The 15,181-nt window shown below is 70.9% G+C and carries 15 protein-coding genes; 14 read left to right on the forward strand and 1 reads right to left on the reverse strand.

The features are described from left to right. Positions 1-30: 30 nt before the first annotated feature. Positions 31-663, reverse strand: a complete 633-nt coding sequence (locus tag AC07YS_RS14965) for a type II secretion system protein N (RefSeq protein WP_492686216.1) — start codon at positions 661-663, stop codon at positions 31-33. A gap of 50 nt (positions 664-713) precedes the next feature. Here AC07YS_RS14965 and gspG point away from each other — a divergent pair, with 50 nt between their 5' ends. From gspG to AC07YS_RS15035, 14 genes are all read left to right on the forward strand, one after another. Continuing rightward, on the forward strand, positions 714-1,154 hold the full coding sequence (gene gspG, locus AC07YS_RS14970) for a type II secretion system major pseudopilin GspG (RefSeq protein WP_056573020.1): 441 nt from the start codon (positions 714-716) through the stop codon (positions 1,152-1,154). Then, a complete protein-coding gene (locus AC07YS_RS14975) occupies positions 1,129-1,635 on the forward strand; it encodes a prepilin-type N-terminal cleavage/methylation domain-containing protein (protein ID WP_159273968.1) in 507 nt (168 codons plus the stop codon). The genes gspG and AC07YS_RS14975 overlap by 26 nt, the downstream gene beginning before the upstream one ends. Continuing rightward, entirely contained in the window at positions 1,632-2,012 is a 381-nt protein-coding gene (gspI, locus tag AC07YS_RS14980; protein WP_495269956.1) for a type II secretion system minor pseudopilin GspI, read from the forward strand. Before AC07YS_RS14975 ends, gspI begins: the two co-directional genes overlap by 4 nt. Further along, positions 2,012-2,692 carry a PulJ/GspJ family protein gene (locus tag AC07YS_RS14985; protein WP_159273966.1) on the forward strand — a complete coding sequence of 227 codons (681 nt, stop codon included), beginning with the start codon at positions 2,012-2,014 and terminating at the stop codon, positions 2,690-2,692. The genes gspI and AC07YS_RS14985 overlap by 1 nt, the downstream gene beginning before the upstream one ends. Next, positions 2,689-3,753 (forward strand): type II secretion system minor pseudopilin GspK, encoded by a 1,065-nt coding sequence (gene gspK / locus AC07YS_RS14990; RefSeq protein ID WP_495269955.1) that lies wholly within the window; start codon positions 2,689-2,691, stop codon positions 3,751-3,753. The genes AC07YS_RS14985 and gspK overlap by 4 nt, the downstream gene beginning before the upstream one ends. A 131-nt stretch (positions 3,754-3,884) precedes the next feature. Beyond that, positions 3,885-5,096, forward strand: a complete 1,212-nt coding sequence (gene gspL, locus AC07YS_RS14995; RefSeq protein ID WP_495269856.1) for a type II secretion system protein GspL — start codon at positions 3,885-3,887, stop codon at positions 5,094-5,096. After that, on the forward strand, positions 5,093-5,644 hold the full coding sequence (locus AC07YS_RS15000; protein ID WP_095948277.1) for a type II secretion system protein M: 552 nt from the start codon (positions 5,093-5,095) through the stop codon (positions 5,642-5,644). Before gspL ends, AC07YS_RS15000 begins: the two co-directional genes overlap by 4 nt. Before the next feature lie 23 nt (positions 5,645-5,667). Next, positions 5,668-6,471, forward strand: coding sequence for a type II secretion system protein N (gene gspN / locus AC07YS_RS15005; RefSeq protein ID WP_495269840.1), 804 nt, complete (start codon positions 5,668-5,670; stop codon positions 6,469-6,471). A gap of 7 nt (positions 6,472-6,478) precedes the next feature. Continuing rightward, positions 6,479-8,812, forward strand: coding sequence for a type II secretion system secretin GspD (gspD, locus tag AC07YS_RS15010; protein ID WP_495269841.1), 2,334 nt, complete (start codon positions 6,479-6,481; stop codon positions 8,810-8,812). 27 nt (positions 8,813-8,839) lie between these two features. Continuing rightward, on the forward strand, positions 8,840-10,231 hold the full coding sequence (locus AC07YS_RS15015) for a GspE/PulE family protein (RefSeq protein WP_062472610.1): 1,392 nt from the start codon (positions 8,840-8,842) through the stop codon (positions 10,229-10,231). Between the two features lie 9 nt (positions 10,232-10,240). Continuing rightward, positions 10,241-11,485, forward strand: a complete 1,245-nt coding sequence (gene gspF / locus AC07YS_RS15020; RefSeq protein ID WP_159278472.1) for a type II secretion system inner membrane protein GspF — start codon at positions 10,241-10,243, stop codon at positions 11,483-11,485. Positions 11,486-11,507: 22 nt separating this feature from the next. Further along, the gene (locus AC07YS_RS15025; RefSeq protein WP_070060017.1) at positions 11,508-12,407 is read left to right on the forward strand and encodes a 5'-nucleotidase; all 900 of its coding nucleotides are present in this window, start codon (positions 11,508-11,510) and stop codon (positions 12,405-12,407) included. Between the two features lie 456 nt (positions 12,408-12,863). Then, positions 12,864-14,942, forward strand: coding sequence for a LamG-like jellyroll fold domain-containing protein (locus AC07YS_RS15030; protein ID WP_495269842.1), 2,079 nt, complete (start codon positions 12,864-12,866; stop codon positions 14,940-14,942). Between the two features lie 38 nt (positions 14,943-14,980). After that, positions 14,981-15,163 carry a hypothetical protein gene (locus AC07YS_RS15035; protein WP_062472685.1) on the forward strand — a complete coding sequence of 61 codons (183 nt, stop codon included), beginning with the start codon at positions 14,981-14,983 and terminating at the stop codon, positions 15,161-15,163. Positions 15,164-15,181 lie beyond the last annotated feature (18 nt).

Genomic DNA, 15,181 nt, shown 5'->3' on the forward strand with positions numbered 1-15,181 from the left:
AAGGAAGAGAAGAGAAAGAGACCGCCGCGCTTACTGCGCGGGGGTCTGCGCCTGCGGCGGTGGCTCCATCGCGGCGCCCGCCGTGGCGGGAAGTTGCTGCTGTTGCGGCGGCGGCATCACCATCGTCGGCATCGTGGCCGGCAACGGCCCGGCTGGCGCAGGTGACTGCACCGATGGCAGACCGGCAGGCGGCGTCGGAAGCCCCATGCTCAGCGGCGCACGCACCGGCAGCTGCAGCGTGAACGCCGCGGGCCCGTCGCGCTGGGCACCGAGCGTCGCCGCGCGCACGCCCACCGACTGCAGCACATAGCTCTCGCCGACCTTCGAACCCACGCGGAACGGCCGCGGCGGCTTGCCGTCGATCGAGATCAGTGCCGCCCCCTGGTTCGACGGGTCCGCCACCACGCCCGACAGCGCGAAGCGGCTCGCGGCCTCCGGCGCCACGGGGGCGTTCGACGTCACCGTGACCACGCCCAGCAACCGGGCCACCGCCTCGGCATCGGCCGCCACCGGCGCGCGCGGCATCGTGGCCGCTGCTGCCACGGCATCGGCCGGCGACGCCAGCCGCAGCGCCCAGAACACCGCGGCGCCCGCGGCCAACGCCCAAAGCCCCGTCGTTGCAAGTGGGGCATGCCAGCGGGCTGCGGAGTAAGGACTTGTCATGGCCGCGGATTATCATGCAGCGCGCTTACTGCCTCATGTCCCCGCAAGCTATGAACAAACTCCTTCGTTCCGTCTCCCGCACCGCACAACGCGGCTTCACGCTGATCGAACTCATGGTGGTGCTTGTCATCATCGGCGTGCTCGCTGCGCTGATCGTGCCGAACGTGATCGAGCGCGCCGACGATGCCCGCGTCACCGCCGCCCGCACCGACATCAACAACCTGATGCAGGCGCTCAAGCTCTACCGCCTCGACAACCAGCGCTACCCGACCGCCGAGCAGGGCCTGCAGTCGCTGCTGACCCGCCCCACCGCGGGCCCGGCCGCGCCCAACTGGAAGCCCTACGTCGAGAAGCTGCCCAACGACCCCTGGGGCCATCCGTACCAGTACATGAACCCCGGCATCAAGGGCGAAATCGACGTGCTCTCCTTCGGCGCCGACGGACAGAGCGGCGGCGAGGGCAAGAATGCCGACATCGGCAGCTGGCAGTAAGCGCATCGCCCCCGGCCGCGTGGTGCTGCCACCGCCTCGCGCAGCGCGTGGCTTCACGCTGCTGGAGCTGATCGTGGTGATCGCGATCATCGCCATCGCGACCGCCAGCGTGAGTTTCGCGATGCGCGACACCAACGCCGCCGCGCTCGACCGCGAGGCCGACCGCCTCGCCGCGCTGCTCGAATCGGCCCGTGCCCAGTCGCGCGCCAGCGGCGTCATGGTGCGCTGGCGCCTCGTCGAAGGCGGCGGCTTCGTTTTCGACGGCCTACCGGCCGACGCGCTGCCCACCGGCTGGACCCACGCCGGCATCACGGCCCAGCCCCTGCTGGGCGGCGGCACGCCGGTGGCGGCGCTGCAGCTCGGGCCCGACCCCATCATTCCGGCGCAGCAGGTCATGCTGCACAGCGAAGGCCCGCCCGCGCGCATGCTGCGCGTTGCCACCGACGGGCTGCGGCCCTTCACCGTGTTCGCCGTGCCATGACGCAACGGCTGCGGCGCGCCGCGCACAACCATGGCTTCACGCTGGTCGAGGTGCTGATCGCGCTGGGCATCGTCGCGCTCGCGCTGGCGGCCGGCTCGCAGGCCACGATGTCGCTCACGCGCAATGCGCAGCGCCAGTCCGACCTCGTGCTGGCCGGCCTGTGCGCCGAAAACGAACTCGCCAAGGCGCGCCTGTCGCGGCAGATGCCGGCCGTCGGCGACTCGGGCTCCATCTGCCTGCAGGCCGGCCTCACCTTCCTGGTCACGACCACGACCGTGCCCACGCTCAATCCGAATTTCCGGCGCGTCGACGTGCAGGTGCGCGACGAAGGCAGCGCACCGCTGCTGCGCGTGTCGACCGTGGTGGGGCGCGTCTGATGACGAAGCCTTCGCGCGCGCGCGGCTTCACGCTGATCGAGCTGCTGGTCGCCATCGCGGTGATGGCGCTGCTCGCGCTGGTGAGCTGGCGCGGCCTGGACAGCATGTCGCGCGCCACCACGCAGAACCAGCAGCGCGCCGACGCGGTGCTCACGCTGCAGGCCACGCTCGCGCAATGGAGCGCCGACCTCGACGCCATCACCCTGCTCGCGCAGACCCGCCCGATCGACTGGGACGGCCGCGTGCTGCGCATGACGCGCCGCGGCAGCGACACCAGCACGCCGACCGTGCAGGTCGTCGCCTGGACGCTGCGCCCCGGCGCCGACGGCACGCGCTGGCGGCGCTGGCAGTCGGCGCCCTTCGCCACGCGTGGCGAATGGGTGCAGGCCTGGAACCTCGCGGCGGCGTGGGCACAAGATGGCGCCGCGCCCACCGGCGGTGCCACCGATGTGGCGCTGATGCCGGTCAACAGCTGGCAGCTCGCGTACTTCCGCAACAACGCCTGGGTGCCGGCAGAGCCGCTGCCCGTGGCGGCGGCGAACCCGTCCAACCCGGCCGGCGCGCTCATCGCCATGCCCGACGGCGTGCGGCTGGTGTTGACCCTGCCGCCCGGCGACGGGCTCTCGGGCACGCTCACGCGCGACTGGGTGCGCCCGACGCTCGGGGGGCCGCGCTCATGACCGCGCCGCAACGCCATCGCGTGACCAGCACACGCCGCCAGCGCGGCGCCGCGCTGCTCGCCGCCATGCTGACCGTGATGCTGGTCGCCACCTTTTCCGCCGCCGCGCTCTGGCAGCAATGGCGCTCCGCCGAGGTCGAAGGCGCCGAGCGCGCGCGCGTGCAGGCGGCCTGGGTGCTGATCGGCGCGCTCGACTGGTCGCGCCTGATCCTCGGCGAAGACGGCCGCGCCGGCGGCCCCGACCACCTCGGCGAACCGTGGGCCGTGCCGCTCGAAGAGGCCCGCCTCACCAGCTTCCTGTCGGCCGAAAAGAACGTGGCGAGCGACAACCTCGAAGGCCTGCCCGACGCCTTCCTGTCGGGCCGCATCGTCGACGCGCAGTCCAAGCTGAACGTGCTGTCGCTGGTGGACGCCGGCAAGCCGGTGCCGGCCAGCGTCGCGACCTTCACCCGCCTCTTCAACCTGCTGGGCCTGCCGGCCGGCGAGCTGACCCAGATGACCGCACGGCTCGCGAGCGCGCTGCACACCGGCAGCACCGACGCCGCCTCAGGCGGTAGCGGCGGTGGCGGCGGTGGCGGCGGTGGCGGCAGCAGCGGCGGTGGCGATGCCAGCGCCGACACCGGCGCCGCCCCGCTGATGCCGCAGGAAGTCGCGCAGTTGGTGTGGCTCGGCCTCTCGCCCGCCACCGCCGCCGCGCTCGAGCCCTACGTGACGATCCTGCCGGAGCGCACCACGCTCAACCTCAACACGGCCAGCGCCGAGGCCATCAGCGCGAGCGTCGAATCGCTGGGCATCGCCAGCGCGCGCCAGCTGGTGGAGCGGCGCACCCGCTCCTTCTTCAAGAACATCGAGGAAGCCAACGCCGGCCTGCCCAGCGGCGGCTCGCGCTTCAATGCGGCCCAGCACGGTGTGGGCACCCAGTATTTCGAGGTGTATGGCCGGCTGCGGCTGGACCGCACCTGGGTCGAGGAGCATTCGCTGCTCTTTCGCAAGGGCCTGGCCGTGACCACCGTCTGGCGCACCCGTGGCGCGGGCGCCACCATGCCCCCGGCAAAACCCTGACGCCGCTTTCCTTTTCTCTGATCAAAACACCGTCAAACGCACGTAGTCTCTGCAAGATATGCTATTCAAACAATAGCAACAACTTGTAAGCCACCCTCCTACAATCACCGGCTTTTCCGACACCCCCCGACATGACCCCGCTGCTGCTCCTTGCCCCCCTCCCTCCGGCCGATGCCGCGGGCGAGTACGACTGGGCCCAGGCCGGTGAGGACGGCATCGCCCTGCGCGACCAGGGCCGCGCGCTGCTGACGCTGTTGCCGTCGGGCCCCGAGGTCACGCTCGGCATCCCGTCCGCGGCGCTGTCGTGGCACCGCGTCACGCTGCCCAAGGGCAGCATGGGCAGCACCTCGAAGCTGCGCGCCGTGCTCGACGGCCTGCTCGAAGAGCACCTGCTCGACGACCCGGAAGCCCTGCACTTCGCGCTCGCGCCCGACGCCAAGGCCGGCGAGCCGGTGTGGGTCGCGGCCTGCAACCGCATCTGGCTGCGCAGCGTCGTGCAGGGGCTCGAAGCGGCCGGCCGACGCGTCGTGCGCATCGTCCCCGAATTCACGCCGCAGCCGGCCGACGCGCCGCCGCTGCTGCAGGTCACGGGCGAGCCCGAGGCACCGCAGCTCACGGTCTGCGACGGCGATGGCGTGGTCTCGCTGCCGCTGGCCGGCGCGGGCCTGGCCCTGTCGAACGGCCTGCCGCTGGACACCGCCGTCATCACCACCGAACCCGCCGTGGCCGAAGCCGCCGAGCACCTGCTGCAGCGCCGCGTGCCGATCGTGCAGGCGCCGCAGCGCTGGCTGCACGCCACGCGCACGCCCTGGGAGCTCGCGCAGTTCGACCTCGCCGTGACGGGCCGCGCGCGCGCCGGCAAGAAGTTCGCGTCGGTGCTTCAAACACTTCGCTTCGCGCCCGAATGGCGCGCCGCACGCTGGGGCGTCGCGGTGCTGTTGCTGACGCAATTGATCGGCCTGAACGCCTGGGCCTGGAAGGAGCGCAACGCGCTCGAGTCCAAGCGCCAAGCCACGCGCGCCATCCTGACGCAGACCTTTCCCTCAGTGAAGATCGTGGTCGACGCACCGCTGCAGATGGGCCGCGAAGTGGCCGCGCTGCAGCAGGCCGTGGGCGACGTGGCGCCGAGCGATTTCGAACCCATGGTCGGCGCCATCGCCGCCGCCCTGCCGCCCGGGCGCTCGCCCAGTGCCATCGACTTCAGCGCCGGCCAGCTGCGGCTGCGCGGCCTCGGGCTGCAGCCGCAGGAGGTCACGCAGATCACCGCCGCGCTGTCGCCGCGCGGCTACCAGGTGCGCACCGAAGGCGATCTGCTGCTGGTGCAGGCCGAGGCCAACCGATGAACTTCAGCGAACAACTCAAGGCCCGCTGGGCCGTCCTCGGGATGCGCGAGCGCCGCCTCGTCATCGGCGCCGTCGCGCTGGTGGCACTGGCCTTGCTCTGGTGGATCGCGCTCGCCCCCGCGCTGCGCACGCTGGCCGCGGCACCGGCCGAACACGCACGGCTCGACGCCCAGCTCCAGCAGATGGCCACCTTGCAGAACCGCGCGAAGGCGCTGCAGTCGCAACCGCGCCTGGCGCGCGACGACGCCCTGCGCGCGCTCGAAAGCTCGGTGCGCGACGGCCTGGGCGTCACGAACGCGCAGCTCATGACGGCCGGTGGCGATGGCGCCGCCACCGTCACGCTGCGCGGCGCGCCCGCCCAGAACCTGGCGCAATGGCTCGCACAGGCGCGCGGCAACGCCCACGCCGTGCCGCGCGAAGTGCACCTGACGCGCGCGCCCGTCGCACCGCCGCCGCCGGGCGCCAAGCCCGCGCCGGCCACGCCCGACCAACCTCCGCAACCCCGCTGGGACGGCACGCTCGTGATGGCGCTGCCCGCCCCGCGCTGAAGCAGCCCCACGCACCGCACGGCATGGCGAGACGTCCCCCGGTCCCCGACCTCCAGCCGCGCCGCGGCAGCTGGCGCTGGGCCGTGCTCGGCGCCGCGACCGGCATGCTGGTCGCGGTCGTGCTGTTCGCACCGGCACGCTGGCTCGCCTCGGCGCTCTCGGGCTGGACGCAAGGCCGCCTGCTGCTGGTCAACCCGCGCGGCACGGTCTGGAACGGCACCGCCGCCGTCGTGTTCGCCAGCGGCGCCGGCGGCACGCAGGCCGTCTCGCTGCCCGGCCTCTTGAACTGGCGCATGTGGCCGAACTGGCGCGGTCTGTCGGCACGCCTTGATCTTTCCTGCTGCGCGGCGCAGCCCCTCGGCCTGCAGGCCAGCCCGCGCGCCAACGGCCTGCAGCTCGCCTGGCAGGACGCCCGCTCACGCTGGCCCGCCACGCTGCTCACCGGCCTGGGCGCGCCCTGGAACACGCTCAAGCTCGAAGGCGCCCTCGACCTCAATACCCGCGCCTTCGCCATGCAGTGGGACGGCCCCGCCTTGCGCATCGAAGGCCAGGCCACGCTCGACGCCACCGATGTGTCATCCGCCCTGTCGACCTTGCGGCCGATGGGCAGCTACCGCCTGTCGCTCGAAGGCGGCACGCGCCCCACGCTGCTGCTGAGCACGCGCGAAGGCAGCCTCGAACTGAACGGCAGCGGCAGCTGGAGCGGCACCGCGTTGCGCTTCAACGGCGAAGCCAGTGCGGCACCGGGCCGCGAAGACGCACTTTCCAATTTGTTGAACATCATCGGGCGGCGCGACGGTGCGCGCTCGATCATCACCCTGGGTTGATCCGACCATGAAGAAGCCTCTGTCCTCGTCCGGCACCCGCCCCGGCCTCGTCGCGCTCGCGGTACGCCTGCTGATCGCGGCATCGTTCGTGCCGGTGCTGCCGCCCGCCTACGCGCAGACCGGCGACGCCCCGCGGCGCGGCGAACCGATCACGCTGAACTTTGCCGCCGCCGACATCGAGGCCGTGGCCCGCACCATGGCCGTGGTCACCGGGCGCGACGTGGTGGTCGACCCGCGCGTCAAGGGCACCATGAACCTGGTCACCGACCGCCCGCTGGCGCCGGCCGCCGCGTTCAACCAGTTTGCCGCCGCGCTGCGCCTGCAGGGCTTCGCGGTGGTGGAAGCCGACGGCCTGTACAAGGTCGTGCCCGAGGCCGACGCCAAGCTGCAGACCAGCACCGTCAACACCTCCATCGGCGGCGCCAGCGCGGCCGCGGGCAACCAGATCGTCACGCAGATCTTTCGCCTGAACTACGAGTCGGCCAACAGCCTGCTGCCGGTGCTGCGCCCGCTGATCCCGCCGAACAACACCATCAACGTGAACCCGGGCAACAACTCGCTCGTGATCACCGACTACGCCGACAACATGCGCCGGCTGGCGCGCATCATCGCGTCGCTCGACGTGCCCAACGCGTCCGACATCGAAGTCATCCAGCTCAAGCATTCGGTGGCCACCGACATGGTGCCGCTGGTCACGCGGCTGGTCGAAGGCGGCGGCGCGGGTGCGCCGGGCGCGGCGGCACCGGGCGGGGCCGACGCCTCGTTCCGCACCACGCTGATGGCCGACCCGCGCAGCAACTCGCTGATCCTGCGCGCCGCCAACCCCGCGCGCGCGCAACTCGTGCGCACGCTGGTCGAGAAGCTCGACCGTGCGCCAGCCGAAAGCAGCAACGGCGCGGCCGGCAACATCTACGTGGTCTACCTGAAGAACGCCGACGCGGTGCGCCTGGCCGCCACGTTGCGCGCCGCCATGGCCGCGAGCCAGCAGCAGTCGCAGGTGCCGGGCGCGCCCGGCGCCGCGGGCAGCGCCGGCTCGTCGGTGCCGCCGGCCAGCATGCCGATGACGCAGGCCGGCTTCGGCGGCAACAACACCCAGGGCGGCGGTTCGGCCGCGGCCAACGCGCCGCTGAACAACGCCAACCAGCCCTCCACCGGCGGCCAGATCCAGGCCGACCCGAGCACCAACTCGCTGATCATCACCGCGCCCGAGCCGCAGTACCGCCAGATGCGCGCCGTGATCGACAAGCTCGACGGCCGCCGCGCGCAGGTGATGATCGAGGCGCTCATCGTCGAAGTCAGCGCCAAGAAGGCCGCCAACTTCGGCGTGCAGTGGCAAAGCGCGCTGGGCAACAACGCCGTCATCGGCACCAACTCCAGCCTGGCCAGCGCCAACATCCTGGCGCTGACGCAGGCCCTGGCCACGCGCGACGTGGCCGGCATCCGCCCCTCCACCGGGCTGAACCTGGGCATCGCCGGCAAGATCGGCGGCCAGTACATCCTGGGTGCCATCGCCAACTTCTTCAACAGCGACGGCGACGCCAACGTGCTGTCCACGCCCAACCTGCTGACGCTGGACAACGAAGAAGCCAAGATCGTCATCGGCCAGAACGTGCCCTTCGTGACCGGCCAGTACGCCAGCACCTCGGGCTCGGTCGGCATCAACCCGTTCACCACGGTGGAGCGCAAGGACGTGGGCCTCACGCTGCGCGTGCGCCCGACCATCAACGAGAACGGCACCGTGAAGATGACCATCTTCCAGGAGACCTCCACGGTCGACCAGAACACGGCCAAGGACCCCAACGGCCCGACCACCAACAAGCGCTCCATCGAGTCGAGCGTGCTGGTGGAAGACGGCGGCCTCGTGATGCTCGGCGGCCTGCTGTCGGACAACTACGGCAACACCGTCGAGAAGGTGCCCGTGGCCGGCGACATCCCCGTGCTCGGCAACCTGTTCAAGAACGAGGTGCGCACGCGCGACAAGAGCAACCTCATGATGTTCCTGCGCCCCGCCGTGATGCGCGACGGCGCCTCCACCGAAGCCTTCGCCTACGACCGCTACGACGAGATCCGCGGCATGCAGCAGCGCACGCAGCCCAACACCGACAACATCATGCTGCGCGGTGTCGACTCGGCGCCCGTGCTGCCCGAAGCGCCGCTGGTGCGCATCAACCGCCTCAACAGCAGCGACAGCGGCAAGAAGACCAGCGAAACCCGCATGGAAGGCACGCAGCTCATCCCGCCGCCGCGCCCTGCCACCGACAACCGCCGGCTCGCGCCCAGCCCGCTGCGCGGCGCGCTGCCGCCCACCGCCGACCCGACCAGCTCGCGCGAGCTGCCCTGAGCCCCGTCCCGCACACGCCATCCCCCCATGCGCTATCCCCTGCCCTACGCGTTCGCACGCAGCCAGCAACTGCTGCTCGAAGCCACGGACGACGGCCGCCACACGCTGTGGATGTCTTCCCATCCGGCGCGCAGCGCGGTCGGTGAAGTGACCCGCAAGTACGGCGTGCAGGCCTTCGAGGTGCTCGACGACGGCCCGCTCGCGCAGCGCATCAGCGCCGCCTACGCGCAGGGCGAATCGAGCGCCGCCGCGGTGGTCAGCGAAGTGCAGAACGACGCCGACCTCTCGCGCATGATGCAGGAGCTGCCGGCGGTCGAAGACCTGCTGGCCAGCGCCGGCGACGCGCCCATCATCCGCATGCTCAACGCGCTGCTCACGCAGGCCGCGCGCGACGGCGCCAGCGACATCCACATCGAGCCCTACGAGCGCACCTCGTCCGTGCGCTTTCGCATCGACGGCACCTTGCGCGAAGTGGTGCAGCCCAACCGTGCGCTGCACGCCGCGCTGATCTCGCGCCTGAAGATCATGGCCGACCTCGACATCTCCGAGAAGCGGCTGCCGCAGGACGGGCGCATCAGCCTGCGCATCGGCACGCGCGCGGTCGACGTGCGGGTGTCGACACTGCCCAGCGCGCATGGCGAACGCGCCGTGCTGCGCCTTTTGGACAAGAGCGAATCGAAGCTCACGCTCGAATCGGTCGGCATGCAGGGCGACTCGCTGGCGCGCTTCGAAAAGCTCATTGCGCAGCCGCACGGCATCATCCTCGTGACCGGCCCCACCGGCTCGGGCAAGACCACCACGCTGTACGCCGCGCTGGCCCGGCTCGATGCGAGCCGCAGCAACATCATGACGGTGGAAGACCCGATCGAGTACGAGCTGCCGGGCGTGGGCCAGACGCAGATCAACGCCAAGATCGAACTCACCTTCGCCAAGGCCCTGCGCGCCATCCTGCGGCAAGACCCCGACGTGATCATGATCGGCGAAATCCGCGACTTCGAAACCGCGCAGATCGCCATCCAGGCCTCGCTCACCGGCCACCTCGTGCTGGCCACGCTGCACACCAACGACTCGGTGAGTGCCGTCACGCGCCTGACCGACATGGGCGTGGAGCCCTTCCTGCTGAGTTCGTCGCTGCTCGGCGTGCTGGCCCAGCGCCTCGTGCGCAAGGTCTGCACGGCCTGCGGCGGCGCGGGCTGCGAGGCCTGCGGCCAGACCGGCTACCAGGGCCGCACCGGCATCTTCGAGCTGCTCGTGGCCGACGACGAGGTGCAGGCACTCATCCACGGCAAGGCCGCAGAAAGCGCGCTGTTCGAAGCCGGCGCGCGCGGCGGCCTGCGCTCCATGCGCGAAGACGGCGAACGGCTGGTGCAGGCCGGCATCACCTCGCGCGCCGAACTGCTGCGCGTCACCCGCGAGTAGCGACCCGCGATGCCCGCCTATTCCTTCGAAGCCATCGATGCCAGCGGCCAGTCGCGTGAGGGCGTGCTCGAGGCCGACACCGCGCGCGCCGCGCGCGGCCTGCTGCGGGCACAGGCGCTCATTCCGCTGTCGGTCAAGCCGGTCGGCGGCGGCGATGCGGCCGGCGGTGGCGGCAGCGCCGGCAGCACGCTCACGCGCTGGCTCGGCGGCGGCAAGCGCGTCTTCAACTCGACGAACCTCGCCGTGTGGACGCGCCAGCTCGCCGGCCTCATCTCGGCCGGCCTGCCGCTGGAACGCGCACTCACGGCGCTCACCGACGAAGCCGAATCGGAACCGCAGCGCAACCTCGTCGCCTCGCTACGCGCCGAGGTCAACGCGGGCTCGCCCTTTGCGCGTGCGCTGTCGGCGCACCCGCGCGAGTTCTCGCCCATCTACACCGCCGTGATCGGCGCCGGCGAGCAAAGCGGCAACCTCGGGCTGGTGCTCGAACGCCTGGCCGACGACCTCGAAGAGCGCCAGGTGCTGCAGCAGAAGCTGATCGGCGCCGCGCTGTACCCGGCCATCGTCACGCTGGTGGCGATCGTGATCGTGATCTTCCTCGTGAGCTACGTGGTACCGCAGGTGGCGCAGGTGTTCGCAGGCACCAAACGCTCGCTGCCCTTCCTCACCACCGTGATGCTGTCGCTGAGCGCGGCCGTTCGCAACTACGGTTGGTGGATGCTGGGCGCCGTGGTGATCGCCGCCATCGGTGCGCGCATCGCGCTGGCGCAGGAGGCCTTCCGCCTCAAGTTCGACGCCGCCTGGCTCAAGCTGCCGCTGGTCGGCAAGCTCGCGCGCGGCTACAACGCGGCGCGCTTCGCCAGCACGCTCGCCATGCTGGCCACGGCCGGCGTGCCGATCCTGCGCGCGCTGCAGGCCGCCTCCGAAACGCTGGGCAACCGCGCCATGCGCGCCGACGCGCTCGACGCGCTGGTGCTGGTGCGCGAAGGCGCGCCGCTGGCCTCCGCGCTGGCGCAGAAGAAGCGCTTCCCGGGGCTGGTGTCAATGTTCGCGCGCCTGGGCGAACAGACCGGCACGCTGCCCGTGATGCTGCAGCGCGCCGCCAACCAGCTTGGCGCCGAAGTGCAGCGCCGCGCCATGCACCTGGCCACCATCCTGGAGCCGCTGCTCATCGTCGCCATGGGCGGCGTGGTGATGCTCATCGTGCTGGCCGTCATGCTGCCTATCATCCAGCTCAATCAGTTCGTCAAGTGACGACGGACGGGGAGCCCCTCACATGCCCGTAACGCTCGAAGACAAACTCGTGGTCGCGATCTCCTCGCGGGCCCTGTTCAACCTCGAAGAAGAAAACAAGATCTTCGAGGCCGGCGACAACGAGGGCTACATGAAGCTGCAGCTCGACCGCATCGATGAGCCGGCCGCCCCCGGCATCGCGTCGTCGCTGATCCGCAAGCTGCTGCGCTTCAACGAAGACGGCGTGCAGCGCGTCGAGGTGGTCATTCTTTCGCGCAACGATCCGGTGTCGGGCATGCGCATCTTCAAGTCGAGCGCCGCGGCCGACATCAAGCTGCAGCGCGGCGTGTTCACGCAGGGCCGCCCGCCTTTCGGCTACCTGCGCCCGCTGCGCGCGCACCTGTTCCTGTCGGTCAACGCGCAAGACGTGCGCGAGGCACTCGCCGCGGGCTTTCCCGCCGCACGCGTGCTGGTCGAATCGGTGAAGGCCAGCGATGCCTGGCCGAACGAAGTGCGCATCGCCTTCGACGGTGATGCCGTGCTGTTCAGCGACGAAGCCGAGCGCGTGTTCCAGGCCGAGGGCCTCGACGCCTTCCAGGCGCACGAACTCAGCAAGGCCGACCTGCCCCTGCCCGAAGGCCCGTTCAAGCCGCTGCTGATGGCCTTGCACCGCCTGCAGATGGCGGGCAATGCGCAGATGCGCATCCGCACCGCACTGGTCACGGCACGCAGCGCACCGGCGCACGAGCGCGCGATCCGCACGCTCATGAAATGGAACATCCGCGTCGACGAAGCGATGTTCCTGGGCGGCCTGCCCAAGGGCGAGTTCCTGCGCGAATTCGAGCCCGACTTCTTCTTCGACGACCAGACCGGCCACGTCGATGCGGCCTCGCGGCATGTGCCTGCGGGGCATGTATCGAGCGGCATCAGCAACGAGCCCTGACGCCGTTCAGGGCGCGATCCCGCCGACGGGGCACCTTGCTCCGCGAATGTCCCCCGGGCTTCGCCCTCCTCCTTGATTTCGCTGCGCAAGGCACCCCATCGACGTGATCGATGGGCAGTGCGGTCGCTGATCGGCCGCACACCCGCGCTGCTTCCCGTGCCCAGGGCACTGGGTGCTTCCCGCAGCGAAATCAAGGAGGAGGCCGCAGGCCGGGGGACATTCGCGGAGGGAAGTACCCGGTGGCCTGGGCACGCGCCCCAGCCCTTCTCTCGTCATCTCAAAGACCAGCGCGTTGTCACACGCGTTTCGTCCCACTGTCATCGCTCGTTCACTGCCGAGTAACGGGTTCTCCCTAGTCTTGTCGCCTGTCCGGTGCGCAGTGCCTTCGTGGCACTTTTTTTTCGCGCCGGCCTTTCACCTCCCTCGACAGACAACAAGAACCGAACGGCTTTTCCGATGCGTCCGAACTCCCTCACGCACGCCGCGCCTCTCACGCGCTGGCTGTTGCCCCTTGCGATTTCCACCGCGCTCGCGGCCTGCGGCGGTGGAGGCGGCGGTGGCGTTGCCTTTCCCCCCATCAGCGGCACCCCGACGCCGCCCCCGAGCAGCACGCCCAACGAAGGCAAGAGCGGCCCCAAGGCGCTGATCGTCGAGATCGACGGGCTCACGCATGCGGCCTTGCGCGAAGCCATCGCGCAGAACAAGGCCCCGGCCCTGCAGGCCCTGCGCCTCGCCCCGGCCTGGACCGGTGGCACGAACGGCACACCGACCGAGCAACGCACCACCGACGGCCCCGGCTGGGCCTCGCTGGTCACAGGCACCTGGGTGTCGCGCCACGGCGTGCGCTGGGACACCGCCGACCAGCGCATCGACGCGCAGCTCGCACCTTCGGTCTTCGCGTTGGCACGCCTGCGCAAGGAGGCCGGCTACAAGACAGCCGCGGTCACCGCGAACACGCGCTACCCCGGCCTGATGGCGGGCGAAACGGGCACGGTGGACACCGCAGTCGACTGCGCAGGCGCCGACGCCTGTGTGACCGAGCGCACCACACAGCTCATCGGCGCGGGCTATGACCTGCTGGTGGCCCAGTACGGCGCCCCCGCGACGGCGGCCGTGGCCAACAGCGGCCTGAAGAACGAGCCCTACCGGCGCGCGGTCGCCGACACCTCGGCGGCCGTGGGCCGGCTGCTGGCGCGCATCGCGCAGCGCACCGCCAACGACGCCAAGGAAGACTGGCTCGTGATCGTGACCTCCGGCCACGGCATCGACACCTTCGGCACCACCACCGGCCTGCAGAACGCCGAGGGCAAGACCATCTTCATCGCCAGCAACAAGACACTCGCGGCTTTGCCGGGCGTGGGCGCCGACGCGCCCACCGATGCCTCGCTGCAGCAGCTGGCCGCCGCGACCGACATCACGCCCACCGTGCTGCGCCACCTCGGCGCAATGCCGGCGGCCGAGGCCTACGGCCTGAACGGCCAGCCGCTGCAAGCGGCGTCGCTGCTGCGCGACCTCACGGCCCGCACCGGCGCCGACAAGACGAGCGTGGACCTGTCGTGGACGCTCACGGGCGACAAGAGCGCCCCCGTGAAGGTGATGCGCGACGGCAAGCTGGTGGCCACGCTGCCGGCCGGCAGCACCGCGTACAACGACCCCGTCACGGCCGCGAGCGACGGCGTCTACACCTACCAGTACACGATCGCCGCGGGTGAAGCCGTCACCGCGCTCACCGCGCAGGCCGCCTACCTGAAGCCGGCCACGCTGGCACCAACGCTGCTGAACGGCCTCGCCGCCTACTACCCGCTCGACGTCCTGCCGGCGGTGGACGTCAAGGGCGCGTCCACGCTCGCACCGTGGGCCGCCGATGCCAACGGCGGCACGCTGGTCGATGACGGCTTCAAGGCCCTGTACAAGGCCAAGGCACTGCGCGTCGACGCGCGGGTGAAGAACGCCGCCGGCACGGCCGGCCACCGCCTCGTACAGACCCGCGACGTGACCACCGACGCGGGCGTCACCGCGTTCACCATCGGCTTCTGGATGCGCACCGACGACACCTGCAGCCAGGGCGTGAGCAACGGCGGCACCGTGATCGCCAACAAGAACTACACCAGCGGCGGCAACGCGGGCCTGGCCATCGGCCTGTTCAGCAGCTGCGAGATCCGCTTCAACGTGGGCACCGGCAGCGCGCGCGCCGACAGCAACGGCTACAGCCTGAGCGCCGGCCAGTGGGCCTATGTGGCGGTGGTGATCGACAAGGCCGCTCTGCAGATGACCGGCTACGTGTTCGATCCGGCCCGGGCCACGCAGACGAAGAGCGTGGCGATCACCTCCGACCTCGTGGCCAAGCTCGGCGGCCTGGGCAACGGCCTCGGCTTGAACGAGGACGGCACCGGCCAGTACTACCAGCGCGAGAGCAGCTCGCCGCGCGGCGCGATGGACTTCAACGACTTCGCTGTCTGGAACCGCGCGCTCACCAGCGACGAGCTGGCCAGCCTCTTCAAGTCCGGACAGCCGCTGTCCACCCTTGCCCCATGACCTTCTTCTCCACAACGACGATTCCAGAGGACCTCACCATGCGCACTCTCTCCCTCCTGCCCACGCCCGCACGGCTCGCCGTTGCATTGATGCTGGCCTGCGTCCTGTCCGCCTGCGGCGGCAGCGATGGCGGCGGCAGCGCCCCGATCATCGTGCCGCCCACGGGCACCACGCCCCCGCCCGACACCAGCGTCAAGCCCGAGATGCGCTGCGCGCCCTGACGCGACCCGAAGGAAGAC

The organism is Variovorax sp. GW458-11-26-14-LB1 (assembly GCF_059423965.1).

Bases quoted from the DNA above. Each gene is read 5' to 3' on its own strand.
- AC07YS_RS15025 (WP_070060017.1), top strand. From the start codon at position 11,508: ATGCCCGTAACGCTCGAAGACAAACTCGTGGTCGCGATCTCCTCGCGG.
- gspN (WP_495269840.1), top strand. From the start codon at position 5,668: ATGGCGAGACGTCCCCCGGTCCCCGACCTCCAGCCGCGCCGCGGCAGC.
- AC07YS_RS15015 (WP_062472610.1), top strand. From the start codon at position 8,840: ATGCGCTATCCCCTGCCCTACGCGTTCGCACGCAGCCAGCAACTGCTG.
- AC07YS_RS15000 (WP_095948277.1), top strand. From the start codon at position 5,093: ATGAACTTCAGCGAACAACTCAAGGCCCGCTGGGCCGTCCTCGGGATG.
- gspG (WP_056573020.1), top strand. From the start codon at position 714: ATGAACAAACTCCTTCGTTCCGTCTCCCGCACCGCACAACGCGGCTTC.
- gspK (WP_495269955.1), top strand. From the start codon at position 2,689: ATGACCGCGCCGCAACGCCATCGCGTGACCAGCACACGCCGCCAGCGC.
- AC07YS_RS15035 (WP_062472685.1), top strand. From the start codon at position 14,981: ATGCGCACTCTCTCCCTCCTGCCCACGCCCGCACGGCTCGCCGTTGCA.
- AC07YS_RS15030 (WP_495269842.1), top strand. From the start codon at position 12,864: ATGCGTCCGAACTCCCTCACGCACGCCGCGCCTCTCACGCGCTGGCTG.
- AC07YS_RS14965 (WP_492686216.1), bottom strand. From the start codon at position 663: ATGACAAGTCCTTACTCCGCAGCCCGCTGGCATGCCCCACTTGCAACG.
- AC07YS_RS14975 (WP_159273968.1), top strand. From the start codon at position 1,129: ATGCCGACATCGGCAGCTGGCAGTAAGCGCATCGCCCCCGGCCGCGTG.
- gspI (WP_495269956.1), top strand. From the start codon at position 1,632: ATGACGCAACGGCTGCGGCGCGCCGCGCACAACCATGGCTTCACGCTG.
- AC07YS_RS14985 (WP_159273966.1), top strand. From the start codon at position 2,012: ATGACGAAGCCTTCGCGCGCGCGCGGCTTCACGCTGATCGAGCTGCTG.
- gspD (WP_495269841.1), top strand. From the start codon at position 6,479: ATGAAGAAGCCTCTGTCCTCGTCCGGCACCCGCCCCGGCCTCGTCGCG.
- gspL (WP_495269856.1), top strand. From the start codon at position 3,885: ATGACCCCGCTGCTGCTCCTTGCCCCCCTCCCTCCGGCCGATGCCGCG.
- gspF (WP_159278472.1), top strand. From the start codon at position 10,241: ATGCCCGCCTATTCCTTCGAAGCCATCGATGCCAGCGGCCAGTCGCGT.